Annotated in this window: 22 protein-coding genes; all 22 read right to left on the reverse strand. The window is 38.0% G+C overall.

Annotation, left to right across the window (positions count from 1 at the left end; all coding sequences use genetic code 11):
- Positions 1-325: 325 nt before the first annotated feature.
- Positions 326-1,192: a 2-oxoacid:ferredoxin oxidoreductase subunit beta gene (locus tag FHY45_RS06555; RefSeq protein ID WP_066100243.1), complete on the reverse strand. Its 867-nt coding sequence runs from the start codon at positions 1,190-1,192 to the stop codon at positions 326-328.
- A complete protein-coding gene (locus FHY45_RS06560) occupies positions 1,193-2,929 on the reverse strand; it encodes a 2-oxoacid:acceptor oxidoreductase subunit alpha (RefSeq protein ID WP_139891211.1) in 1,737 nt (578 codons plus the stop codon). It lies immediately after the preceding gene.
- A gap of 171 nt (positions 2,930-3,100) precedes the next feature.
- Entirely contained in the window at positions 3,101-4,021 is a 921-nt protein-coding gene (locus FHY45_RS06565) for a dipeptidase (protein WP_139891212.1), read from the reverse strand.
- Between the two features lie 119 nt (positions 4,022-4,140).
- Positions 4,141-4,401 carry a stage V sporulation protein SpoVS gene (gene spoVS / locus FHY45_RS06570; protein WP_066100252.1) on the reverse strand — a complete coding sequence of 87 codons (261 nt, stop codon included), beginning with the start codon at positions 4,399-4,401 and terminating at the stop codon, positions 4,141-4,143.
- A gap of 135 nt (positions 4,402-4,536) precedes the next feature.
- The gene (locus FHY45_RS06575; protein ID WP_066100255.1) at positions 4,537-5,334 is read right to left on the reverse strand and encodes a TIGR00282 family metallophosphoesterase; all 798 of its coding nucleotides are present in this window, start codon (positions 5,332-5,334) and stop codon (positions 4,537-4,539) included.
- A 111-nt stretch (positions 5,335-5,445) separates the two neighbouring features.
- Complete coding sequence (gene rny / locus FHY45_RS06580; protein WP_066100258.1) at positions 5,446-7,005, reverse strand: ribonuclease Y; 1,560 nt, start codon at positions 7,003-7,005, stop codon at positions 5,446-5,448.
- Between the two features lie 535 nt (positions 7,006-7,540).
- Positions 7,541-8,584, reverse strand: coding sequence for a recombinase RecA (gene recA, locus FHY45_RS06585; protein ID WP_066100261.1), 1,044 nt, complete (start codon positions 8,582-8,584; stop codon positions 7,541-7,543).
- Between the two features lie 258 nt (positions 8,585-8,842).
- Positions 8,843-10,090, reverse strand: a complete 1,248-nt coding sequence (locus FHY45_RS06590; protein WP_066100267.1) for a competence/damage-inducible protein A — start codon at positions 10,088-10,090, stop codon at positions 8,843-8,845.
- Between the two features lie 43 nt (positions 10,091-10,133).
- Positions 10,134-10,712 (reverse strand): CDP-diacylglycerol--glycerol-3-phosphate 3-phosphatidyltransferase, encoded by a 579-nt coding sequence (gene pgsA, locus FHY45_RS06595; RefSeq protein WP_066100270.1) that lies wholly within the window; start codon positions 10,710-10,712, stop codon positions 10,134-10,136.
- Positions 10,713-10,793: 81 nt separating this feature from the next.
- A complete protein-coding gene (locus FHY45_RS06600) occupies positions 10,794-11,681 on the reverse strand; it encodes a helix-turn-helix domain-containing protein (RefSeq protein ID WP_066100274.1) in 888 nt (295 codons plus the stop codon).
- Between the two features lie 18 nt (positions 11,682-11,699).
- Positions 11,700-12,494 (reverse strand): DUF3388 domain-containing protein, encoded by a 795-nt coding sequence (locus FHY45_RS06605; protein WP_066100277.1) that lies wholly within the window; start codon positions 12,492-12,494, stop codon positions 11,700-11,702.
- 114 nt (positions 12,495-12,608) lie between these two features.
- On the reverse strand, positions 12,609-13,334 hold the full coding sequence (gene ymfI, locus FHY45_RS06610) for an elongation factor P 5-aminopentanone reductase (protein ID WP_066100280.1): 726 nt from the start codon (positions 13,332-13,334) through the stop codon (positions 12,609-12,611).
- Between the two features lie 244 nt (positions 13,335-13,578).
- Positions 13,579-14,865, reverse strand: coding sequence for an EF-P 5-aminopentanol modification-associated protein YfmH (gene yfmH / locus FHY45_RS06615; RefSeq protein ID WP_139891213.1), 1,287 nt, complete (start codon positions 14,863-14,865; stop codon positions 13,579-13,581).
- Complete coding sequence (yfmF, locus tag FHY45_RS06620) at positions 14,865-16,142, reverse strand: EF-P 5-aminopentanol modification-associated protein YfmF (RefSeq protein ID WP_139891214.1); 1,278 nt, start codon at positions 16,140-16,142, stop codon at positions 14,865-14,867. Before yfmF ends, yfmH begins: the two co-directional genes overlap by 1 nt.
- Before the next feature lie 262 nt (positions 16,143-16,404).
- On the reverse strand, positions 16,405-17,364 hold the full coding sequence (locus tag FHY45_RS06625) for an ABC transporter permease (protein WP_066100288.1): 960 nt from the start codon (positions 17,362-17,364) through the stop codon (positions 16,405-16,407).
- On the reverse strand, positions 17,365-18,417 hold the full coding sequence (locus FHY45_RS06630) for an ABC transporter permease (RefSeq protein WP_066100291.1): 1,053 nt from the start codon (positions 18,415-18,417) through the stop codon (positions 17,365-17,367).
- Positions 18,417-19,943, reverse strand: a complete 1,527-nt coding sequence (locus tag FHY45_RS06635) for an ABC transporter ATP-binding protein (protein ID WP_066100293.1) — start codon at positions 19,941-19,943, stop codon at positions 18,417-18,419. The genes FHY45_RS06630 and FHY45_RS06635 overlap by 1 nt, the downstream gene beginning before the upstream one ends.
- A gap of 180 nt (positions 19,944-20,123) precedes the next feature.
- A complete protein-coding gene (locus tag FHY45_RS06640; RefSeq protein WP_066100296.1) occupies positions 20,124-21,209 on the reverse strand; it encodes a BMP family lipoprotein in 1,086 nt (361 codons plus the stop codon).
- A 53-nt stretch (positions 21,210-21,262) separates the two neighbouring features.
- A complete protein-coding gene (locus FHY45_RS06645) occupies positions 21,263-21,988 on the reverse strand; it encodes a GntR family transcriptional regulator (RefSeq protein ID WP_066100299.1) in 726 nt (241 codons plus the stop codon).
- A 478-nt stretch (positions 21,989-22,466) separates the two neighbouring features.
- On the reverse strand, positions 22,467-23,552 hold the full coding sequence (locus tag FHY45_RS06650) for a BMP family lipoprotein (RefSeq protein WP_066102259.1): 1,086 nt from the start codon (positions 23,550-23,552) through the stop codon (positions 22,467-22,469).
- 443 nt (positions 23,553-23,995) lie between these two features.
- The gene (locus FHY45_RS06655) at positions 23,996-26,329 is read right to left on the reverse strand and encodes a DNA translocase FtsK (protein WP_139891215.1); all 2,334 of its coding nucleotides are present in this window, start codon (positions 26,327-26,329) and stop codon (positions 23,996-23,998) included.
- A gap of 110 nt (positions 26,330-26,439) precedes the next feature.
- The gene (locus FHY45_RS06660) at positions 26,440-26,649 is read right to left on the reverse strand and encodes a YlzJ-like family protein (protein WP_139891216.1); all 210 of its coding nucleotides are present in this window, start codon (positions 26,647-26,649) and stop codon (positions 26,440-26,442) included.
- Positions 26,650-26,651 lie beyond the last annotated feature (2 nt).

A 26,651-nucleotide genomic window follows, 5' to 3' on the forward strand; every position in this document is an offset into this window, starting at 1 on the left:
AAAAAACCTGGTTTATACCAAAATTTTAAATTTTTAACTTAATTATGTAAATAGGCTATTCCTCGTATGGCGGACAGTTGATTATAAGAAGAATATTTTTTTAAAAAAGTATACTAAAGTGAATATTTTTTCCGGACTAAGACAACCTACATTGTCATCTAAGAATGAATCCCCATGTATAAGTCGTTATCAAAGGTATCTGCTAATCATAATAAAAACCCCTGATATATCAAGGGGTTCATTCTTCAAGAGATTTCTCCATGAATACTTACCTCACATTACATAAAAATAATACCGACCGATTACTCGGCCGGTGTTTATTCAATTACATAAATTCTGCTGTCAATTTATCAAAATGTTCCTGAGTCAATTTCAAATCAGCAGAAGATAAAGGTTTTTCAGCATACCCCTGAATTAATTCCTGATAGGAAGGCTGAGCAGTATTTTGATAAATTAAGCCGGTAACTAAGCCTTTATGCTCCATTAACGTCTGCATCGCTGCTTCTTTATTGGATGGATCGTAACCTTCAATTGTTGAAAGCTTTGTTAAATTACCCTTGAACCAATCATACGTATTCACTTTATTATAGGTCACGCATGGACTGAAAACATTAATTAAAGAAAAACCTTTATGACGAATACCTGCTTCAATCAATGCTGTCAAATCTTTTAAGTCGCTGGAAAAGCTTTGCGCCACAAAAGTCGCACCAACTGACAAGGCCATTTCCATTGGAGATATCGCCTGTTCAATCGAACCTCCAGGCGTAGATTTCGTCTTAAAGCCGGCTGCAGAGCGCGGTGATGTCTGACCCTTCGTTAAACCGTATATTTGATTGTCCATAACAATATAGGTGATATCAATATTTCTCCTAATCGCATGTACTGTATGACCCATGCCAATTGCAAATCCATCACCATCTCCACCTGAGGCAAGGACGGTTAAATCACGATTCGCCATTTTGACACCCTGTGCGATTGGTAAAGAACGGCCATGTATACTGTGAAACCCATAGGATTGGATATAACCGGAAATACGGCCTGAACAGCCTATTCCGGAAATCACAGCAAGTTGATCCGGTTCCAGACCTACATTAGCTGCTGCCCTCTGGATAGCGGCCTGAACAGAGAAGTCACCACAGCCGGGACACCAGTTTGGTTTTACATTATTTCTAAAGTCTTTAAATGTAGCCATTTAAACCAACTCCCTGCATTTTGTATACACTTCGTACGGCAAAAATGGATTGCCGTCATATTTTAAAAGCTTCGTAATCTTCTCGGCATGGCCAATATTCATTTTCAGAATGTTGGCAAGTTGTCCTGTTGCATTATTCTCGATAACAACTACCTTTTTCGCATCCTGAACATAGGGCAGTAACTCATGGGCAGGGAATGGATGAAGAAGCCTTACATGTACATGGTTGACTTTAATCCCGTCATCAGCCAGGTTTTTCATCGTCTCTTCAATGACACCTCTAGTAGAAATAAATCCGACCAATAGCAAGTCTGGATTCTCATGGACAGCATTTATATGGATTGGATCTTTAAATCTTACAGACTCGATTTTGCGCATTCGTTTATCCATTTGAGCTACACGATTGGAAGCAACCTCTGAGGGTTTTCCCGTCTCATCATGTTCAACGCCTGTAACATGATGGATTCCATTTTTCATTCCTGGAAGAGGTCTTCGTGATATCCCGTCTTCCGTTACAGCATATCTCTTAAAATAACTTTTATCAGTAGGCTCAGGTAACTCCTCAGAAATTAATTTACCTCTCCTAATCTCAACCCTGCTAAAATCTAAAGGCTCAACGGTTTGTTTACCCAATGATAATTGTAAATCGGAAAGGATAATCACCGGAACCTGATATTCTTCAGCTAAATTAAAAGCTTCTACTGTATCGTAGAATGCTTCCTCCACTGTACTTGGTGCAAGAACGATTTTTGGAATTTCACCATGAGTTCCATAAATCATTGCCATCAAATCGGATTGTTCCTGTTTTGTAGGCATACCTGTCGAAGGGCCTCCACGTTGTGTGTCGACAATTACAAGCGGAGTTTCTGTAATACCCGACAATCCAATTGCCTCCATCATTAGCGATAAACCTGGACCAGCTGAAGCTGTTAAACTGCGTACACCTGCATAATTTGCGCCAATTGCCATCGTACAAGCAGCAATCTCATCTTCTGTCTGTATGACGGCTCCTCCAAACTTTGGCAGTTGCTTAATTAAATACTCCATTATCTCAGAGGCAGGCGTAATCGGATAGGCAGCCATAAAGCGAGTTCCACCAGCCAGAGCACCCATGGCAATCGCATCATTACCAATCATGAATAAACGTTTTTTTCCATCAGCTTCTACTAGCTGCAACACTCCAGCCTTGTTACCCATTTGTTCCATTAAAAAGTCATAGCCAGCTTGAATCGCTTCTAAATTCTTTTCAACGACAGCGGCTCCTTTTCTTCCAAATATTTCCTCAACCACTTCTGAAAATACCTGAATATTTAAACCAAGCACAGCACTAGAAGCGCCGATAGCTACCATGTTCTTCATCAAAGATGTCCCAAGCTGAGAGGCTATTTCTGTAAATGGGACGGAATAGAGTACTGCTTCGGTATCTAAAGGAGCTTTGGGATCAAACTTGGTGTCGGCCAAAATAATACCGTCTTTATGTAATTCTTTATAATTCACATCAATGGTTTCTTGGTCAAATGCCACTAACACATCCAAATCGTCGGCTATTGATCGAACCTGTGTTGTGCTTACTCGAATTTTATTATTTGTATGGCCCCCTTTAATACGGGAAGAAAAATGGCGATACCCATACAAGTAATATCCCAGACGATTTAATGCAATAGAAAAAATTTCTCCAGTACTTTCTATGCCTTCACCTTGCTGCCCTCCAACTTTCCATGAAAGTTGTTTATTCATTTCCTTTACACCCCTTCGATTCCCTTATATGAAATATTGGTTTTTCATGTCAGCTATAAAACTATTAACAATAATTTTATTATTTACTAGAATATACCATTATGTCTACAATATTAAGCTTAAGTTTCTAAAAAAACCATAAATAAAGAAATAGCGTATTCAATTCAACCCCTATTGGCCATATCTTGATGCAAAATTATCAAATAAGAAGTGACGGACATCCTCTTCCTTATAATACTTCAGCAGCTCGTTAACCAGATTACTATATTGTTCCACTCTGCTGAGAGAATGTACGCTTGTTGTCGTCCCATCAAAGTCAGATCCAAATCCTACATGACGGGCACCTCCAAGTGAACAAACATGTTCCAGATGCCTCAATACATCAGTCAAGTTTGCCTGATTGGTACCTGTTAAAAATTCAGGGACAAATGTAAGTCCCATAACCGATTTTTTTTGAATTAATGCTTTAATTTGTTCATCACTCAAATTTCTTGGATGATCAACTAGCGATCGGCAATTTGAGTGAGAAGCAATTGGTCTGCTATGTATTTCTATGCAATCCCAAAATGCTCTCTCCGATAAATGAGATACATCACACCAGTTGTTCGTAACATTCAACAATTCAACTACCTTTTTCCCAAAGGCGGTTAGACCGGCAGCGCGTTTTTCCAATGCACCATCAGCGACCAGATTAGCCCAGTTCCATGTCAACCCTACCACTGTAACACCAAGCCTCAGTAATAGCTTCAACTTCAACATGTCGTCGCCAATACAGTCACAACCCTCCAACATGAGAATCGCACCTGTCTCTCCCTCTTTAAGCCTGCCAATATCCTTATACTTTCGAATGAATTTTAACTTCCCTGTGCCAATTATTTGGTCATAAAAAATATCCACCATGGCAAGAGCTGCATCAAAGCGGATAGAAGGATGTACATTTTCCGGTATATAAATAGCGAAAACTTGTACTTGTATATTAGCTGCTTTCAAACCAAGATTTGTTACCTCTAGCTCCCTGCTATGATAAAAGTCCAATTTTGGATTAAGAAACAGCTTCATTAACACATCACAATGTGCATCAAATATTCTCATTTAAGCTAATCCCCCATGTTATGTTAGCTTCGGTTAACAAAAAGGAGCATCCTCCCGGTCGGAGAATACGCCTACCGATCCCTTATCAGAGTCAGCTCCAGTTTTACTGCAGTTTCATTTCACCGTGGTTCTATAATTAGTTTTATGGCGGTACGTTCCTCACCATCAATTAAGATATCTGTAAAAGCAGGAATGCATATAAGATCCATCCCGCTGGGTGCGACGAATCCTCTTGCAATCGCTACGGCTTTTACTGCTTGGTTTAATGCACCTGCACCTATTGCTTGGATTTCTGCTGCTCCTCTTTCTCTAAGTACTCCAGCCAGCGCTCCAGCCACAGAGTTGGGATTAGATTTTGCTGAAACCTTTAATATTTCCATTTCTGGTCCTCCTCATCTTATTCCAAGACATGTCCCCTAGTGAGTATGTTTTTTCTGTTAACTATATTCATAATGAACAAAAGATATACCATACAAAAAAGCCAACCCCTATAGGTTGGCTCCTCGCAATCGTTTTTAATAAAAGAATGGATGATCTTCATTAATTAAAATTCTCTCAGTTTTTTTCGCTTTGCCCGTTTTAGGATCTAAATCAATAATTAAACCACTAAGTACAGCTCTTCCCTCTTTTGGTACTTCAAATCTCACAGGCAGGCTTGTTAAGAATTTCTTGATGACAGCATCGCGTTCCATTCCTAGAATACCATCATAAGGCCCTGTCATTCCTACGTCAGACATGTAAGCAGTTCCTTTAGGCAGAATTCGGTTATCAGCTGTTTGGACATGTGTATGGGTCCCAACTACCGCTGACACTCGTCCATCCAGATACCATCCCATTGCCTGTTTTTCACTGGTTGCTTCAGCATGCATGTCAACAAATATAAATGGCGTTCGCTTACTGGCCTCTTCTACCAATTTATCTGCACATAAAAATGGATCATCAAGCGCAGGCATAAAGGTTCTGCCCTGCAGGTTAATAACAGCCAATTCAAACTGATTCATCTTAACAAAGGAAAGTCCCGTGCCCGGTGTTCCCTCCGGAAAATTCCCAGGGCGCACCAGATATTTTGCTTCTCCTATAAATTCAAAAATATCACGATTGTCCCAGGAATGATTACCAAGTGTAATGATATTAGCTCCGTACTCAAGTAATTCTTTATAAATTTTTTGGGTAATCCCTCTTCCAGCTGCAGCATTTTCTCCATTAATGATGACAAACTGCGGTCTATATTTTTCCTTTAACTTCCCTAAATATTCTTTCACCATTGCTCTTCCAGGTGATCCAACAATATCCCCTATAAATAATAACCTCATTTTCGCTTTCCTTTCTTTGAAACTAGGCCAAGATTATCTTTGGTATAGTTTAACTTTTTTGTTTAAAAAAGTTTCGATCTCCAAAAAAATAAAGCGGTGAGGAACACCGCTTTATTTTGCATATTCAACTGCTCTGGTCTCACGAATAACCGTCACTTTAATATGTCCCGGATAGTCCAGTTCATCTTCAATACGTTTTCTAATATCTCTGGCTAATCGGTGTGCCTCTAAATCATCAATACTTTCAGGCTTAACAATAATACGAACTTCTCGTCCTGCCTGGATTGCAAATGATTTTTCAACACCTTCATAGGATTCAGAAATATCCTCAAGTTTTTCAAGGCGACGAATATAGTTTTCAAGCGTTTCACTTCTAGCTCCAGGTCTAGCTGCAGATAATGCATCAGCAGCTGCTACCAGAATGGCAATTATAGATTTTGGTTCGGCGTCTCCATGGTGAGAAGCAATACTATTAATGACAACAGGATGTTCCTTGTACTTCGTAGCAAGTTCCACTCCTATTTCCACATGGCTTCCTTCTACTTCATGGTCAATCGCTTTACCGATATCATGCAATAGTCCAGCGCGCTTTGCCAATGTAATATCTTGACCAAGTTCTGCTGCCATCAAGCCGGATAAATAAGCTACTTCCATCGAATGTTTAAGCACATTCTGACCATAGCTTGTACGGTATCTTAAGCGGCCAAGAATTTTTATTAAATCTGGGTGTAAGCCATGAACCCCAACTTCAAATGTTGTTTGCTCACCGATTTCACGGATATGCTCATCGACTTCCCTTCTTGCTTTATCAACCATTTCTTCAATACGAGCCGGATGGATACGCCCATCCTGAACAAGCTTTTCAAGGGCAAGTCTTGCAGTTTCACGTCTAATTGGATCAAATCCAGATAAAATGACAGCTTCAGGTGTATCATCAATAATTAAATCGATTCCCGTCAACGTTTCAAGTGTTCGAATATTACGTCCTTCTCGACCGATAATTCGACCTTTCATTTCATCATTTGGAAGATTAACAACAGAAACGGTCGTTTCGGCCACATGATCTGCTGCACAACGTTGAATCGCAAGTGACAAGATTTCACGTGCCTTTTTGTCTGCTTCTTCCTTCGCTCGGTTATCGCTCTCTTTCATCATGATTGCAATATCATGTGATAGCTCTTTCTCAACACGATCAAGGATAATGGCTTTTGCTTCTTCTCTAGTCAGGCTAGAAATACGTTCAAGTTCAGAACTTTGAGCTTGAATTATCTCGTCCACTTTGCTTTCCATCTGTTCAATATGCTGTTGTCTTTGGTTCAGAGAATCTTCTTTCTTCTCCAATAAAGCCTCACGTTTATCTTGAGAGTCTGCTTTACGGTCCAGATTCTCTTCTTTTTGTAGAATTCGATTTTCCTGTCTCTGTAATTCAGTTCGTCGATCACGAACTTCCTTTTCAGCATCAGTCCGAAGCTTATGAATCTCATCCTTTGCTTCAAGAAGGGATTCCTTTTTCAAGGCGTCCGCTTCACGCTTTGCGTCCTCAATAATTTTTTCAGCTGCGTTCGTTGCGCCGGATATTTTAGATTCAGCTATAGATCTTCTTAACAAATAGCCAACAACTGCACCAACAATTAGGCCAAGCAAAATGGAGATGATAGCGATTGGATCCATCATTACACCTCCTCTTGCTATTAACTTTTTTAATCTCTTTTACTACATTGTTTTCAATTCTGGCATGTACATCATCTAAAAATATACAGCACAATCGCTTTTAGGCATGTCATAAAAAAAGATATTAATACATTTCTATTGTAAAGTTATGAAAATTTGTTGTCAAGAGCAAGTCCTGACGCTCTTTTAATCGTTTTTAGAAAATACAGACAGATATACAATTTTCGTGACCCTATCCACCTAGGTCATAGTTTCTAATAATACTCTCCACTTTAAGACAGCCGCTTCCCATTAAGTTGAGTAAAAGTACAAAAGCCGAAGAAATTATTTGTTTTTCGCATCTTTTCTAATAAAGTTATAGATTTTTCTCAAACAACACTTACTGATTGATCATACTCTGCCAGTCACAATACTACCTAAATATTATTTCTTTCATGATTCTCTTCAGAAACAGCTAAATTTATAATAAAACACACCCTGAGGCCCACCTATAGAAAGAGCAAACCCATAATCAGGTTTGCCCATTACAAACTACTTATTCAGGTAAATCAAATTTATCCATTTCCTCTGCTGCTTCAACCACTTTCGCTTCACCGTTTAATCCATAGGCTGAGCGGATTTTAATGGAAATTTCATCCCGAACATCTGGATTTTCTTTTAAGAAGAGCTTCGCATTCTCTCTTCCCTGTCCTAAGCGATCTCCATTATATGAGTACCAAGACCCACTCTTTTCAATAATATCCAATTCAGAACCAATGTCGATGATTTCTCCTTCTTTGGAAATACCCTCACCATACATAATATCAAGTTCTGCCACTTTGAAAGGTGGAGCCACTTTATTTTTAACAACCTTTACTTTAGTCCTGTTCCCTACAATATCATTTCCCTGTTTCAGTTGTTCTGCACGTCTTACTTCAAGGCGAACCGTAGAATAGAACTTAAGAGCACGACCACCTGGAGTTGTTTCTGGGTTACCAAACATAACACCAATCTTCTCACGGATTTGGTTGATAAAGATTGCTATGGTGTTAGATTTATTAATGGATCCAGAAAGTTTACGAAGAGCCTGAGACATTAAACGGGCTTGTAGACCCATATGAGAATCTCCCATTTCACCTTCAATCTCAGCTTTTGGTACTAAAGCAGCCACTGAGTCAACAACGATAATATCAATTGCACCACTTCGTACAAGCGCCTCAGCAATTTCCAATGCCTGTTCACCTGTATCTGGTTGGGAAAGTAATAATTCATCTATATTTACGCCAAGCTTTTGTGCATATGCCGGATCTAAAGCATGTTCTGCATCAATAAATGCTGCTTGTCCACCCTGTGCCTGTACTTCAGCAATTGCATGTAAAGCTACTGTCGTTTTACCGGAACTCTCCGGTCCATAAATCTCAATTATTCTACCTCTTGGATATCCACCCACACCGAGGGCTGAATCAAGAGCAAGCGAACCACTTGGAATGGTAGAAACCTTTCTGTCTGCTCTTTCCCCCAGCTTCATTACTGAACCTTTACCAAATTGCTTTTCAATTTGTTTTAGCGCCATATCGAGCGCAGCTTGACGTTCACTCACAGTTTATTTCCTCCCCATATCTATATAAAAACATTACATGTATAATTTAGAACTTATTTATACTATACCTCATCTGTCCCCATTTAACAAGTAAAAAAGCGAACATTTATTCGTATTGTTTTAATGGTAATTTTGCTAATAAATTTAAAGAAACTCTCTAGCAAACAGAATGCTTTTAGCAGTAATTAAAGTAAAACTAAAATTATCTCAATTTTATAAACAATAGAAATCCCCAACCATATAAGTTGGGGTTTTCTATTATGCATATAACTCTCTCAACTTTCGGATAAGAAAATGACAGCCATACTTCATGCTTCTTACCCGATTAACCTCACGCATACCGCCTAAGTCCAATCTCTTTGCGTACGTTTTCTGACCGGAAATGGCTATACCGATATAAACAGTCCCTACCGGATGACCTTCCAATTCATCTGGTCCAGCTACTCCAGTAAAACTAATCCCAATATCAGATTGGAGCATGGCTTTAATATTATCAGCCATTTCCATAGCACATTGCTCACTGACAACTCCATATTGGTCGATGGTTGATTGTTCGACCTTCAAAAGCTTTTCCTTTGCTTCATTGGTATAAACAACAATACCGCCCTTAAGGATTAAACCGGCTCCCTGTATATCCGTCATTTTTTCCTGAAACATTCCGCCGGTTAAGCTTTCTGCTGCCGATATTGTAAGCTCATTTTCTTTTAAAAGATTGATAAGTTCAGTCATAATAGTCGCATCATCATATCCGTAAAAATATTCTCCCACACGCGAAAGAATTTTTTCTTCTGTCTCTTTTAATAGTTTGTCAGCTTCTTCAATAGATTCATGTTTAGCTGTAATACGAAGAGTTACCTCTCCATCTGAGGCAAGAGGCGCTATTGTCGGATTACTTTGCTGATCCAGTAAATCTTCTATTTCTGTTTCAAGCTGTGATTCCCCAATACCAAAGAAACGGAGGACTCGGGAATCTATACGCTCCACCCTGTCCATTAATCTCAAAAGATAAGGAACTGCAAAATTTTGATGCATTGGCTGCATTTCACTTGGAGGACCTGGTAATAAAATGTGAAGAATATCCCCATGAGACACAACCATTCCGGGAGCCATTCCATTTTGATTAGGGAATACTTCCGATCCTCCAATAACCAATGCTTGCTTCCGGTTGTTTTCTGTCATCACCCGTTTTATTTTCTTGAAATATTCTTCAATATTTTCCATAGCTTTTTGGTCTGTTATTAATGTTTTACCTATATGGGCAGCTACAACTTCTTTTGTTATATCATCCTTTGTTGGTCCCAACCCACCAGTGTATATTATGAGATTTGCTCGGGATTCTGCAATTTCAATAGCCTTTTTTAATCGTACAGGATTATCCCCAACTACTGTATGGTAATATACGTTAATACCTATCTCTGCCAGGCTTTTTGATATAAACTGAGCATTGGTATTTGCAATCTGTCCAAGTAATAACTCAGAGCCTACCGCTATTAATTCTGCATTCATTCTGTCACCCGCCATTTAACAAGTTATATTTAGAATGATACCCTTATTTAGAATTTAAAAACGCATGTTTATTCTTAGCAAAGTAATCCCAGCCAGACCATAGAGTAAAGAATAAGGCTACGTAAAGAGCTATATCAGCAAACGGGAAATTAATCCACGCAAATGGTAGATTATGCAATAGTAATGCAGCTATAGCTATGATTTGAGTCCATGTTTTAATTTTACCCAATTGATTCGCTGCAACCACTTCACCTTCACCGGCTAGAACCAGGCGAAGACCTGTTACCGCAAATTCACGGCTGATAATTAAAATAACAATCCAAGCAGGGGCCAACTCGTATCCTACAAGGATAATTAATGCTGCAGATACAAGAAGTTTATCTGCCAACGGATCAAGAAACTTTCCAAGGGTTGTGACCAGATTATGTTTTCTAGCATAATATCCATCAATCCAATCAGTAGTGGAAGCAATGATAAAAATGATAGCTCCAACAAAATGAGAGATAGGCAACTCCACATCGTTAATCACCCACGTTCCCCAATCAATGGATGGAAGCATGATAATCATAAACACAGGGATCATGCAAATTCTGGAAATTGTTATCTTGTTCGGTAAATTCACTTGATGTTCCTCACTTTACTTTTAAATTTTATTTATAAAAGGATAGACGAGAGAAGGCCATCCATTGATGACCTTCCAATCTTACTCCTTCGTGTAATCAATCGTTATGTTTTGAACAATCAGTTCACTTTCATACTCCAGTTTTTCATCATTAACAAAAATTTCAGTGTCTGGAGTTTTCCCTATATTCATGACTATTTGATTATCATCTGAAAGATCAAAATCCTGGCTTTCTCCATTTTGAATCACCCCATTGAAGAGATTTTCTCCCTTGGAGTTTTTAACAGATACCCATGTCTCGCCGGTAGATTTTACTGATACCTTAAATTCATCTGTATTACTTAATTCATATGTTGTATTTTTTCCATTCGCGGAGGTCACTTTCAGCTCAGCAGAACCTGCTTCTTCCGGCTCTTTAGATTCTTCCTCAGCATTCTCTGGATTACTTTCTTCTTCTGTTTCCGCTTCTTCTTTCTCATTGGTGTTTTCTTCTTGGTTTGTGGATTCACCCTGCTCAAGTCTTACAGGGTCACCGTTTTGATTAACTGTCCCTGTGTCATCATTATTACCAATGGCTTTTGCTACAAAGTAATAAATAATAGCCACTACTGCAACAAGGAACACAGCTATCAAAATTTTAGGAAGTACTTCCATCCACTTTGAATGCTGTACTGGCAATGTTTTTTTCGATTGCACTCTAGATAATTTTTGAGGAATCTCCTCCTGCTGAACTGCCGCAGGAATATCCGTTTGATGCTCCGCAAAAAGCTGTTCAGGATCTAATCCAACTGCTTCAGCATATTGTTTAATAAACGCTCTGACATAGAATTTGCCCGGCATCATTTCATAATTGCCTTCTTCTATACCAACAAGATAACGCTTTTGTATTTTGGTTATCTGTTGAAGGTCATCCAGGGTTAATCCTTTAGACTCTCTGGCTTCCTTTAATACTTTACCTAATTCCGTCATATAAACACCTTCTAATCACTAAAAATCAAACGATCCAAATTCGGATCCTCCAAATAAAGAGGACTGTTGGTCTACTGCTTCATATGTGATCTCTTCGTTCGGGTCATTACGTAGTTCAATAATATAATCAAAATCGTTCATTGTATACTCTGAATTTTGTACAAACACATCAGGATGTTCAACAACTTTAATTGAATCAAGTCTCATGATCTCACGCACAAGCTGCCAATGCCTTTCATTGGCTCTGCGAGTTGAAACAATCCCATCCAGAATAAATAAGTTATCTTCATTGTATTCATCTTCAATTAATTGATTTCGAACGGTTTGTTTTAATAAGGTGGAAGATACAAATAACCACCGCTTATTCGCACAAACACTTGCAGCAACAATCGATTCAGTTTTACCAACCCGGGGCATACCCCTGATTCCAATTAGTTTATGGCCTTCCTGTTTAAAAAGCTCGGCCATAAAATCAACTAGAAGCCCAAGATCTTCTCTTACAAATCGGAATGTTTTTCGATCATCTGCATCTCTTTGTATATAACGACCATGTCTGACTGCTAACCGATCTCTTAATTTCGGCTCTCTAAGTTTAGTTACTTTTATCGTATCCATTGTTTGCAGAATTGATTCCAGGCGTTCAATTTGACGATTATCCTTCGCCAAGAGAAGCATACCTCTTCTCCCCTCATCCACACCATTGATGGTTACGATATTTATGGAGAGCATTCCTAGCAAAGAAGAAATATCCCCTAACAAACCGGGACGGTTAATTTTAATTTCATATTCAAAATACCATTCCTTCTTGTCCATACCGTTCCCCCTAAGAGAAATATTTGACAAATTCCTTCAATATTTTCCCTATATCCTATCATATCTGATTTACTGACGAGTGGAAAGCAAAATACATAGTGTAGCATTAAATACTTATGTATTCCATCCGCCATTCACACTGATAATCTGCCCTGTTATATAACTGGAGTCTTCTGAGAGGACAAAGGAAACAACTCCAGAGATATCCTTCGGATGCCCCAGCCGCCCCATTGGGATTTCTTCTTCCAATTCTCTAAGCTCTTCAGAATCGAATCGATTGAGCATAGGTGTGGAAATTGCACCGGGTGATATAGCATTTACACGGATTCCAGAAGGTGCAAGCTCCTTCGCAAGTGCCTTGATAAAAGAATTCTGTCCACCTTTTACCATTGAATAAAGAACTTCACAGGAAGCACCCACTTCTCCCCAAATAGAAGTAATGGCAATGATACTGCCATCTTTTTTTTGTATTAACTTAGGAACTAGTCCTTTAGTCAATAAAAAGGGAGATGTAATATGTAATGAAACCATCTGTTTGGCTCGGTCATCGGTTATATCTGTTATTAAACCAAAATGACTGTCACCGCTATTTAGTATTATCGTATCAATTTGATTAATTTCGTCAATTATAACTTGATGTCCGCCATCTTTACTTAGATCAGCCTGAATTACTTTCACCTGTATTTGAAATGGTTTTAACTGATCTAAAAGCGAATTAATTCCGCTAAGATTACGGTTATAATGGAGATATAGATTCCAGCCCTCTGCAGCCAAACGTAATGCAATTGCTTGACCAATTCCTCCACTAGCACCCGTAATGAGTGCATATTTTCCATTCATAATAAAAACCCCTTGCCGTAAATAACACTTACAATACTTTTCATTATAAAGCTTGAAGATGAAAAGTAAAACCTCCAATTGAAAATAGTCAATTGTTTCTAATATAAGCTTCTTTAATCCTACCAAATAGTTATCGTAAACCAGTGAATCAGTTAAGCTGGTTAATTGTCCGTTTACCTTGTATTATATAAACAAATTTAAATACAAAAAGAGCCAAAACCATTACGGCTTGGCTCTTACCCATTCAGGATGGAAGTATTTGAAATACTGACATTCTATCCTCATCTATAAATTCCTGTACTGCTTTATTCACTTCATCATAGGTCAAAGCTTCCAAAACAGTCACAACATCAAATAGCTTCATGTCATTAAAAGCATATCGTGTAAATTGATTGGCTATCGATTCAGGTGAATTCAATGACCTGAGGAAGGCACCAATTTTCTTCTTACGAATTGAATTTAATTTTTCCTCTGTTACAATTTTTCCTTCGCGGGCCGCAAAAAGAATATTTTTCAATTCTTCCTCTAAATGATCCGGCTTATCTGTATCACTGCCGACCATTCCAAATCCAAATCCATATTCCTGTGTATAATCATAAAAGAATGAATGGTCAATTAACCCTTCAGAATATAGTTTTTCATAATACTCGGAGCTTTTTCCAAAAGTCATATCCAGAAAGAGGCTGATAGATAGCTCTTGTTTTAATAAATCAATCCCCTGGAGAGTTGGATTATTTGCCTTCAATCCAACCACACACTTAGGCGTCTGGACATGCATATTGGTTGAGCGTTTTTTAGTAGCGACATTAGCCGGCTCTGCATCAAATTTCCGTTCGATTTCCCCACGTTTATCGAAGTTTTTCTTAGCCTGGTTGTCACGAACTTGCTGCATGATTGTTTCCGGATCCAATGGCCCTGTAATAAACAGAAGCATGTTGCTTGGATGATAAAATGCATTGTAGCACTTATAGAGCAGTTCTTTTGTTATTCCTGAAATCGACTCAATGGTACCAGCTATATCAATTTTCACAGGATGATTATGATATAGGTTTTCAATAATACCGAAATATAATCTCCAATCTGCATTATCATCATACATGGTAATTTCCTGGCCAATAATCCCTTTTTCTTTTTCCACACTCTTATCCGAGAAATATGGTTCCTGGACAAAATCAACTAATGTTTCTAAATTTTTCTCTACATCCGTTGTACTGGAAAAAAGGTACGCTGTTCGAGTAAAGGATGTAAAAGCATTGGCCGCTGCACCTTGTTTACTGAACTGCTGGAATACATCACCATCTTCTTTTTCGAACAATTTATGCTCTAGGAAGTGTGCAATTCCATCCGGGACCCTGGAATATTCATCTGCACCGGGCTCTTTAAAATGATTATCGATTGATCCATATTTAGTTGTAAAAGTGGCATAGGTCTTATTAAATCCTTTTTTCGGAAGGATGTACACAGACAAACCATTATCCATTTTTTCGAAATATAATTCTTCCTGAAGCTGGTCAAATAGTATTTTCTCCATTACTCAGTCACCTCATCTCCACTTAAAAAATAGATCGTATCCATTTGAATTTTTTCTCCACAAGCCACAATTTCATCCTTTGTTACTCTATCAATCGAAGACAACCAATCATCCAATGGTTTATCAACAGCGGCAACCACATTATGATATAGAACTTCTGTTAGACCACGGGAGGTGTCGATCGTTTCGAGCAATTGATTTTTAATGATTGCTTTTGTTTGTTCCATTTCTTGATCCGAAAATTCGCCCTTTTTCATAGCTTCCATTTGTTCTTTTATGATCGTTACTGCCTGATTATAATTTTTATTATCAATGCCGGACATAACCATTAAAAGACCTTTATGACTTTCAAGTCGTGATGCGGCATAATACGCCAAACTTGCTTTTTCACGAACGTTTATGAAAAGTTTAGAGTGTGAAAACCCTCCAAATATCCCATTAAACATTTGCAAAGCAAAATAATCTCGATCGCCATAAGTGATATTTGTTCGGTAGCCAATATTCAGCTTACCCTGTTTGATATCCTGCGTTTCTTTCAGTTCTTTCACTTCAAGGATATCATGTTTATTATGCATAACCCGTTCAGGTTTTCTCTCCGCGAACTGAAAGTATTCACTAGACATTTGCGTTACCCTGGCTTCATCCAAATCCCCAATTACATAGAGGTCCAATTCATCTTTGGCAAACGCTTTTTTATAATAATTGTATAGGGATTCAGGAGTGATTTCATCGACTTCGCTTATAATCCCGTTTGCTTCCAGCCGATAATTTTCTTCCATACACATTTCCTGAGTTAAGCGTAATGAAGAATAACGCATTTTATCATCATATACAGCCTGCAGCCTTTGTTTCAGAGCACGCTTTTCCTTTGCAACTGTATCCGCATCAAAAGCATCTCCCTTTACATTAGGATTAATCAAAACATCATGTAAAAGCTTAAACGCTTGTTCCAACATCGGTTCAGGCTTGGATAAAAATCGTTCATTTACCATTTCCATTTGAAAACTCATAATATGATATTCGCCTTTTTTACTGACATCTGTAAAAAGACTGGCTCCATATAATTGATCTAGATGGGAGCGGAAAGCTGTAGATGTTGGATATGCAGCTGTATTACTTTGCAGGACATTTGGCAACAAAGCTCTATATGTAACGGTTTCTTCCTTTAAAGGTGCTTTCATCTTCCAAACAAGCGTCGTTGTTTTAAATTTCTTAGTTGGTACAAAATGAATCGTAATGCCAGCTTGTTTTAGTTTAATCTCATCAATAACTGCCATATTTTTGACCTCCCTTTACTCAATGTTATGCAGGTTCTTAACCATATTGTTCGTCTCAAGGATTTTTTTTAAACCTTTAGTTTGAATATACAGGTTAAATGGAATGTAAATCAAGGAACTGACCCTGACCTTCTTTCATTCTTTCTTCTAAATTCGATCTAATTAAAATCGACACGCTTTAGGTTAGAAAAAAAAAGACAAGGACTGCTCTTGCAATAAGAACAGCACTTGTCTTTGATTAAATCATGAATGAGTTTACCTTTTAACGTTTTCCTTTGATATATGGCGTACCGGATGCTTTTGGAGCATCTGCACGTCCAATAAATCCTGTTAAAGCCAGAATCGTTAATACATATGGCAAAATTAACATATATACATTCGGAATGTCACTAAAGAATGGCAGCATTGAGCTTACAATACTTAAACATTGCGCAAATCCAAAGAATAACGCTGCGCCCATTGCACCAATTGGATGCCATTTACCGAATATCATAGCTGCAAGCGCCATAAAACCTTGTCCGGATATTGTCGCATGAGTAAAGTCTAAAGCAATAGTCGAAGCATAAATAGCTCCACCCAACGCTCCCAGAATTCCACTTAAAATAACACCAATATAACGCATTTTATTAACGTTTATCCCCATTGTGTCAGCGGCCATTGGATGTTCACCAACTGAACGAAGGCGTAAACCAAACGGTGTTTTATAAATGGCATACCAGCAAATCACAGCAATCACAATCGCCAGAATCGAGGTTAAATATACATCTGAGAATAAAATTTTACCCAATACAGGTATATCACTTAAACCAGGTATATCAAAACTGTAAAATGGTTCAGCAATTTTATCAGTTTGTCCTTTTCCGTAAACTAATTTCACAAGGAACATACAAGCTCCAAGCGCCAACATATTAATGGCTACCCCACTGACTGTTTGGTCAGCCCTGAATGTTATAGATGCAACTGCATGCAATAGGGAGAAAATCCCACCAACTACCATAGCTACAACTAATGAAATCCAAGGAGTCCATTCATGAAATGTATCTGCAAATGTCAAGTTGAATACAATGCTTGTAAAAGCACCAACTACCATTAAACCTTCTAATCCAATATTTACTACACCAGAACGCTCAGAAAATACACCACCGAGGGCTGTCAGAATAAGTGGAGAGGCGTAAACAAGTGTAGAAGGAACAAGTATCGCTAGTATCTCTAAAAAACTCACTTATTCCACCCCCTTTTTCTTGCTAAACTTTCTCAGCATGAGACGAATAACATAACTGGATGCAACAAAGAATATGATTAAAGCTATAACTACATCAATGATTTCAGTTGGTATTCCAGTTTCCATTGGCATATTTAATGAACCATATTTCAATCCACCGAATAATAAAGCTGCAAGCACAACTCCAATCGCTGTATTAGCACCTAGTAATGCAACTGCGATTCCGTCAAAACCTACTCCTGTATGCGCCCCTTTTACACCAATATACTCGAATGTTCCAAGTCCTTCCATAGCACCAGCAAGTCCTGCAAAAGCACCAGAGATCAGCATGGCATAAACTATATTGCGATCTACACTGATACCTGCATATTTAGATGCATGCTGGTTAAAACCGACAGCTTTTAATTCGTAGCCTCTTGTTGTTTTCTCTAATAAAAACCACATTATGATTGCTCCAAGAATAGCTATCGCAAATCCCCAGTGTAATCTAGAGTTAATCGTCATTTCAGCTAAAAAGTCAGAACGTAAAGATGCTGATGGAGCAATCTTTTCAGTTTTGTCCATGTTATCTGTTAAAACGTAAGTGATAATATAGTTAACTACATGAAGAGAAATGTAGTTCATCATAATGGTTGTTATAACTTCATGCACTCTAAATTTAGCTTTTAAGAGACCTGGAATGAATGCCCATAAAGCACCAGCTAAAGCAGCAACAATGACCGCAAGCGGCAAATGGATGATTTTAGGAAGGTCAGTAAATAACGTTCCAATCCAAACAGCACCTAACCATCCCATTAAAAACTGGCCCTCAACACCAATATTAAAAAGTCCAGTCCTAAATGCAAAGGCAACGGCTAAACCTGCAAGTATATAAGGGCTCACTTGACGGATTGTCTCACCTATTGCATAGGAATCATAGAATATACCATCCCATAAAGCTCCATAACCAGCTATCGGATCATAACCGCTGACCCACATTACGATAGCACCTGCGATTAAACCGAGCAAGACAGCTATAACAGGGATTAATAAGTTCGATAATCTTTTATACATTAGCTTTTCCCCGCTTCCTTAACCTTACTTCCTGCCATTAATAATCCGAGTTCCTGTTCAGTCGTTTTCTTAGGATCAACAATAGCCACAATGGAACCTTCATATATAACAGCAATACGGTCACTAACATTTAAAATTTCATCCAGCTCAAAGGAAACAAGCAATACTGCTTTCCCCTGATCTCGTTGCTCAATTAAACGTTTGTGAATGAACTCAATAGCTCCTACATCAAGGCCACGTGTTGGCTGAGCAGCAATTAACAAATCAGGATTTCGATCTATTTCACGAGCAATGATCGCCTTTTGCTGGTTTCCTCCAGACAAAGCTCTTGCCGGAGTATACTCACTTGGAGTACGAACATCAAACTCTTTAATTAAAGTACGAGCTTTATTAAAGATATTTTTATAATTTAAGATTCCCCATTTTGAAAGTGGTTTTTGATAATATGTTTGGAGAACCATATTCTCGCCAATTGAATAGTCTAGTACAAGACCATATTTATGTCGATCCTGAGGAATATGCCCAATTCCTGTTTCTGTAATTTTCCTTGGACTCTTCTTCTGGATTTCAGTCCCATTTATAGAAATGGTACCGGATTCTGGTTTTCTCAGGCCAGTGATTGCTTCAATCAGCTCAGATTGTCCATTTCCATCGACACCTGCAATCCCCACAATTTCTCCTGCACGAACGGATAGGTTAAGGCTTCGAATTGCTTCAACACCACGGGAGTCTTTAACTACAAGATCTTGTATATTCAATACCTCTCCACTTGGATTTGCATCCTGCTTCACAGTTGTAAAAACCACTTCTCGCCCTACCATCAGACTCGCTAATTCATTAGGATTCGTTTCACTGACATTTACAGTACCAATTCCTTTTCCTTTACGAATAACCGTACAACGGTCACAGACTTCCATAATCTCTTTAAGTTTGTGAGTAATCAGTATGATGGATTTACCTTCAGTGATCAAATTTTGCATGATCTGTATTAACTCTTTGATTTCCTGTGGTGTCAATACGGCTGTAGGTTCATCAAAAATAAGAATGTCAGCTCCACGATATAGAGTTTTAAGGATTTCAACCCTTTGCTGCATACCTACAGAGATATCAGAAATCTTGGCATCCGGATCAATTTTCAATCCATATCTTTCTGATAACTGCCTAACTTCCTGGGCAGCCTCTTTTAAATCAATTTTTCCACCTTTGGTGGGCTCCTTACCAAGAATAATGTTTTCTGTTACTGTGAACGTATCAACAAGCATGAAATGCTGATGCACCATTCCTATGCCCAAGTCATTTGCAATATTTGGGCTTGTAATTTTTACTTCCTTACCATTTACACGGATTTCCCCTTGTTCTGGCTGGTAAAGACCGAACAAGACATTCATTAACGTGGATTTTCCTGCACCATTTTCTCCCAACAACGCATGAATCTCACCTTTTTTTAATTGCAAGGTGATATCATCATTTGCGACGATGCCCGGGAACTCTTTACGGATGTGCAACATCTCAATAACATAGTCCACAGTTTTTTCACTCCTTTTTCCAGAGAAGATTCATAAGTAAGATGACAAAAGAAAAGTTGCCAATCTAGTTTTAGCAACCTTTCCTTTACCATATTGCTTAAAGGTCTGATGTCAGACTGACATCAGCCAAGGTAATCGCAAGGGATAAGGATCACATCCTCATCCCTTACTAGGAAGTGCTTATTTTAAGAATGTATCTAAATCTTCACGAGTAGATGGTACTTTAATTTCTCCACTCTTAATCTTTTCTTTATATTCTGCAACTTTAGTTTTAATTTCATCTGACAAGTTTTCTTGTGAAGGTGCGATATCAACTGCATCATTTTCTAAACCAAATTCAACATTTTCTCCGCCAGGGAATTTGCCTTCCTTAGCAAGATTGGATACTTCCACAACTGCCAAATCAACACGTTTAATCATAGATGTTAATGTGATATTTTTGTCTGTACCAGGTACATCACCTAATGCTGCTTGGTCAGAGTCAACCCCAATAACCCAGATTTCTTTGCTTGGATCATTTTTAGTGATGTTAACTGCTTCTGTAAATACGCCTTTACCTGTTCCGCCGGCTGCATGGTAGATAATATCAATACCGGATTTATACATTGCTTGTGCTGTAGCTTTACCAATATCAGCTTTATTAAAATCACCTGCATATTTTACCTGAACATCTGCCTCAGGTTTAACTGATTTAACACCTGCTATAAATCCGCTCTCAAATTTTTTAATAAGTTCACTTTCAACTCCACCAATAAATCCAATTTTATTGGATTTAGTTTGCATCGCGGCTACTACACCTACCAGGAAGGATCCTTCATGCTCTTTGAATGTGATACTTGCCACGTTATCAACATCTACAACAGAATCAATTAATGCGAATTGGCTCTTAGGATTTTGCTCGGCAACTTCTGTAATGGAGTCAGACAATAAGAAACCTACCCCATAAATAAGGTCAAATTTTTGTCGTACCAGCTGATTTAAGTTAGTAGTGTAATCAGCATCAGATTTGGACTGGAGGTAATCATAACCGTTTTTACCTTTTTCAAGATTGTTATCTTTACCAAACTGTTGTATACCTACCCAAGCGGATTGGTTAAAGGATTTGTCATCAACCCCGCCTGTATCTGTTACCATGGCAACTGTGAAATTGTCCTTACCTTCTGTTTCACTGCTGTTACCTTTCTCTTCTTTGTTTCCACAAGCACCTAAAATTGTGCCCGCAGCCAGAACTAGTGACAATGCCATTCCAAATTTGCGTTTTTTCAAGGTCTTAACCCCCTATATTTTTTTGGCAGTAGTTCTCTTATTTTGCGCATAAATTATGTTCTTTTACGCAAAATATGAAAGCGAAATGTATCCGCTTTAAAGAAGTTGGCCGAGTATAGATATGGTTTGTCCTTACTATCATAGTGAGTTTGTTTTAGTAAAAGCAGAGCAGTGTCCAATTTGCAATTTAAAATAGGTGAAATCTTTTCGTGATAGCCATGTGGTTCGATATCAGCCACAGCGTATGTAATTTGTATACCGGCAGTTCTTTCTAAGACATGAAGTAATGATTCCTCTTGATAAAGAGATGGTTCCGGTAACACACGAACAGGTATCTTGTCCAAGCAATAAACGACAGGTTCCCCATTAGCAGTTCTGACTCGCTCGATTACTAAAAACTGATCCTCAATTTGACAGTCGAACCTTCGCATATCTTCTTCTGTTGCACCCTCTATGAATGAGTTTAAAAAAATTGTTCCTGGTTTCATGTTCGCTTCGCAAATCATATCTGTCACACTCTTTAATTGTTCAATTCCCGAAGAGAATAAAGGAGTGGAATTCACAAAAGTACCTACCCCATGCCTGCGTATAATCACATTATCCTCTTCCAAAATTCTGAGTGCTTCTCTTAATGTCGCTCTACTCACACCGAGTATTTTGGCCCATTCAGACTCAGATGGCAATTTTTCATGCTCCTTATAGATACCGGTTCTTATGTCCTGTCTAATCTTGTCGATTACTTGCAGATATAATTGTCGGTTGTCGTGTCTGATAGACATACTCTTTTCCCCCAGGAAATTTCCCACTCTCATTCTATTGATGTTATCTACTAACCACTCATAATTTATCATGTATTTCCAAAGAAAGAAATAGCTATTCACAAAAATATCATATTTTGGAAGCGTTACCTTATCCGTTTTTTTCCACGGAAATGTCGAAAAAACCCTGGTATATCTGACTTTTTTTCACGTAAGTCTTTTTTCCTACAAAAAAAGTTTATATATTATAAATATTCTGTTAAAACATAAACTGAAAAAAAATTCAATAAATATCTATTTTCCATCTAATCGCTAGGCTACCCTTTTGTACCATGTGACTGACTTTTAATATTTTTCTAAAATACCTTTCATATTCTTCTAGCCTAATTACGAAAGACTGGCATCGTGGTCCATCCTCAAAACTATTTTCCCTTTGCTAAGTCCTAATAGGTCCTTTAGAGATTAAAGGGATAAGGACCGAGGCCCTTATCCCTTTATCTTATTTTAAAAATGCATCAAGTTCTTTTTGAGTAGATGGTACTTTTATATCACCATTCTTAATTTTACCTTTATATTCATCAACTTTTTTAAGTATATCGTCAGATAAGTTATCTTTAGTCGGTGCAATATCAACACCATTATTTTCAAGACCAAACTCTACGTTCTTTCCTCCTGGGAAGGATCCTTCCATCGCTTGTTTTGAAACTTCTTGTACAGCTAAGTCAACACGCTTAACCATGGAGGTGAGCGTTACGTTCATGTCTGTACCGCTGATTTCACCTTCATCAGCTTGGTCTTTATCTACACCAATTACCCATATATCTTTTTCAGGATTGCTTTTCTTAATGTTTTTTGCCTCAGTGAAGACTCCTTTACCACCATTTCCTGCTGCGTGATAAATGACATCAATACCTGATTTATACATAGCTGATGCTGTTGCTTTACCAAGAGATGCATCACTGAAACTTCCTGTATATTTCACTTGTACTTCAGCATTAGGATTTACTGTTTTAACACCAGCAATAAAGCCCTTTTCAAATTTTTGAATTAGCGGGTTCTCTATTCCACCTACAAAGCCAACTTTATTGGATTTTGTTTGCATACCGGCAATAACACCTACAATAAATGAACCTTCATGCTCCTTGAATGTGATACTTGCAACGTTATCAGCTTCAACCACTGAGTCGATAATTGCAAATTTCCCATCCGGATTTTGATCAGCCGCTTCTTTAATTGCATCCTCCATTGTGAATCCGACACCATATATTAAATTATACTTTTGGCGTACAAGTTGGTTTAAGTTTGTGGTGTAATCAGCATCTGATTCAGATTGCAGGTAGGTATAGCCGTTTTTACCTTCTTTTAATCCATTCTCTTTACCAAAAGCTTGAATACCTTCCCATGCAGATTGATTGAAGGATTTGTCATCAATACCACCTGTGTCACTAACCATTGCGACAGTGAAATTATTTTTCTCATTGGCCGTGCCGCCTTCATTGCTCTCCTCTTTGCTTCCGCAAGCACCAAGAATGGTACTAGCAGCTAGCACAAGAGACAAAGCCAGTCCAAATTTACTCTTTTTCAACATAACAACCTCCAAAATAATTAGTCGGTGCTCCATATAGTATGAGCTTTTCCCTATCCTTTTACACATAACATCGTTTTAGATGAATCTGTTAAATGATTATAGAAAATCCATACTTAAATGGTGCATTGTGTACTTGGGTACAATTTTTCGCTTTTGTATTATACAAATATGTACAATAAATAAGTGCATGTACTTCTTATCCGGAAAAATTATTTCCTGATAATTATATATATATATGTTTGCTAATTCGATTTTAATTTAACATGAATTTAAGTAAAAATAAATAAATTATCCTAATATAAAATTATTGATAACTTTTTGAAAAAATACTCACTTATAAAATTTCTTTACAGTTCAAAATTCAGTTATTTAACATACTAAAAAACCCAAAAGTTAGTTTTTAAATCTAACTTTCGGGTTTGGTATCTATACTGCTCTTTTTATGAATTACTAGCTTGATCGAAGTCCTTGGGAACAAGTACAGTTCTTGGTTTGCTTCCTTCATACGGACCAACGACACCGCGAGCTTCCATCTCATCGATCAAACGTGCAGCCCTTGTATACCCAATCCTGAATCGTCTTTGGAGCATCGAAACAGAGGCGGTTTGCATATCAGCAATTAATTTGACGGCTTCATCATATAAGTCATCTGTTGATTCACTTACTGTTTCCTGAACTTCATCCGGAATCATATTCTCTTGATATTGGGCTCTTTGCTGAGAAATCACGAAGTCTACTACATCTTCCACTTCCTGATCTGATAAAAAGGCACCTTGTACCCGTACTGGCTTTGACGCACCTACAGGCAGGAATAACATATCCCCGCGACCGAGAAGTTTTTCTGCCCCTCCCATATCTAATATGGTTCTTGAATCAATTTGGGAGGAAACACTAAAGGCAATCCTTGATGGTATGTTAGCTTTTATAACTCCTGTTATAACATCTACAGATGGCCGCTGGGTTGCAATAATCAAATGTATGCCTGCAGCCCTTGCCATTTGTGCAAGCCTTGTTATCGCATCCTCCACCTCGCTGGACGCAACCATCATAAGGTCTGCCAACTCATCCACAATGACAATAATATATGGCAATAAAGGATTTTTTTCGCCTTCTTCTAAATTTTGTCTCGTCACTAAGTCATTGTACCCCTCAATATTTCGAGTTCCTGAGTGGGAAAACAGCTCATAACGTCTTTCCATTTCCATAACAACTTTCTTTAATGCCTGAGCTGCTTTTTTAGGATCCGTTACAACTGGAGCTAATAGATGAGGAATTCCATTATAAACATTTAACTCCACCATTTTTGGATCAATCATCATCATTTTAACTTCATGTGGTTTTGCTCTCATGAGTACACTAGTAATGATTCCGTTAATACAGACACTTTTCCCGCTTCCGGTTGCTCCGGCTACGAGTAAGTGAGGCATTTTATTCAGTTCAGCAGAAACTGCTTCACCTGATATGTCTCTACCCAAAGCAATTAATAGTTTAGAACCGCTTTTTTCAGAAGGCTGTACCTCGAGAACCTCTCTTAATGAAACGACTGCTACATCTGAATTAGGCACTTCTATCCCAATCGCTGATTTACCTGGGATTGGTGCTTCAATACGTATATCCTTAGCAGCGAGCGCTAATGCCAGATCGTCTGATAATGACACAATCTTACTAACCTTTACACCTACATCAGGATGTACTTCATATTTCGTAACTGCAGGTCCTAAGTGAACTTGAGTGACCCTAGCTTTCACTCCAAAGCTTTTAAAAGTACTCTCTAATTTCTCAGCATTTGTATGTATTAATTCATATTCTCCACTTTGATCTGCTTTTTTTGGTGACTTCAATAGCGATAATTTTGGAAGTTTATAGTCCACATTTTCAACTTCTGTAAAATTCATATGTGGCACAGGTTCAGCAGGAGCTTCTGTGCTATCATTTGGTTTACTTATCTGATCATCATTTTTCTTATCATCAATTTCCTCATCCAAATAGGCACGATCAGCAAAATTCGAAATAATTCTTTCTTCAAGTGTATCTTCTTTTTCTGGATTACTTCCCTCATCTTGTAGTACTGAGGAAGCTTGTACCGATTCACTTTTACTTTTAGCTTTCTGGTTTTTGTTTTTATTCTTTGAAGTCTTAGGCTCTCGCAGTTCAGCCATAAACGATTTCCACTGGCTGACGATAAATCTTCCAATCGCACCAAGTACTTTGCCAATTGAATCACTTAAGCCTTTACCGGTTATAAGAATTAAACCTGCAACAATCAATAAAAATGAAATAAATTTACTGCCGGCATCTGCAAATAAAAAATGGAAGACGGCATAAAGGATTGCACCTATCATCCCACCGCCAAGATCAATGGTACTTGCAGTTCCCTGTAATTCCATCCAAAAGATTTCCCAGGTATTTAAAATGACACTTGGCTGGGTAAATCCATTATTAGAGGACAAATTCTCAAATAAAATAATATGTGATGAGAGTAAGATTGCTAAAATAATGAAGTATATACCGACCAGCTGGCGTTTAAAAAAGAACGGAATCTCTCTTTTCCACATTAGGAACACACCAAAGACCATTAAGCCAAGCAGAAGTAAAATGTACCACTCACCCATAAAAAACCTAGAAAGAAACACGAATGAAGTACCTACTGCCCCAAGCTTTGCCATCGCAATCGCAGAAAACCCAAATATAGAAAGTCCCGATATTTCATATTTTAAAGTTGACTTTATTTGGTCACCTTTTTTGGAGCGAGATTTCTTTTTTTTCTTACTCATTCGACCACCCGTATTTCATATAGAATTAAAAACGAAAGAAAGCAGCCAACTTGGCTGCCTTTACCCCGTTCACCCTTTATTATAGCATAAATAATACACACTGACTGCTATTACAGGTTGTTAATTACCGCTCCTGGCGCAAGTGTCTCTGATAAGTAATCATTCGGATCTGTACTGATAATCCGGTTAACCTTTACTGCTCCATTAGGTAATCTTTCACCAATAAACGGAATACCATCCTTCTTAAACATTTCATGACTGGCTTGATATAATTCTTCATACATCAAAGTATCCAAAGGCATAATTGTATAAAAAGTCATAT

This window comes from Bacillus sp. D386, assembly GCF_006346415.1.